This is a genomic window from Alcanivorax sp. HI0044 (assembly GCF_001634945.1).
Genome location: NZ_LWEZ01000658.1, coordinates 1 through 744 on the forward strand (window position 1 = coordinate 1; position 744 = coordinate 744).

Consider the following 744-nt stretch of genomic DNA (forward strand, 5'->3'; position numbering starts at 1 on the left):
GACGGCATCAAGCTGGAAGAACTGGTAGAAAAGCGCACCAAGGGGCTGATGCAGCCGCAGAAGGAAAAGCAGATCACCAAGCGCACCCACAAGGATTTCCCCGACGGCATCAATGCCTACGGCACCGATGCCCTGCGTTTTACCTTCCTGTCACTGGCCTCCACCGGCCGCGACATCAAGTGGGACATGGGCCGCATCGAGGGCTACCGGAACTTCTGCAACAAGATCTGGAACGCCGCCCGCTATGTGATGATGAACACCGAAGGGGAAGATTGTGGCGTCGCTGCTGACAGCGACATTGAGCTGTCCCTGGCGGACCGCTGGATTATCTCGACCCTGCAACGGGCCGAGCAGGAAGTCAGCGACGCACTGGACAACTTCCGTTTCGACGTGGCCAGCCATGCCGCCTATGAATTCATCTGGAATGAATACTGTGACTGGTATCTGGAGCTTTCCAAGCCAGTGCTCTGGGGTGACGAGTACTCCGCTGCCCAGAAACGTGGTACCCGCCGCACTCTGGTCACGGTGCTGGAAGCCATTCTGCGCCTGGCCCATCCTTTCATGCCTTTCATCACTGAAGAAATCTGGCAGAAGATTGGCCCCATGGCTGGCAAGAGCGGGAACACCCTCATGCTGCAAGCCTTCCCGGCCAGCGACGCCAGCAAGATTGATGAAGAGGCGGAAACCGGCGCGGAATGGGTCAAGGCCGTTATCACTGCAGTGCGCAACATCCGCGGCGAGATG

Annotated in this window: 1 protein-coding gene; it reads left to right on the forward strand. The window is 58.6% G+C overall.

The window, feature by feature from the left end:
• On the forward strand, positions 1-744 hold a 744-nt coding region (locus tag A3730_RS07955), incomplete at both ends, for a class I tRNA ligase family protein (RefSeq protein ID WP_156501071.1).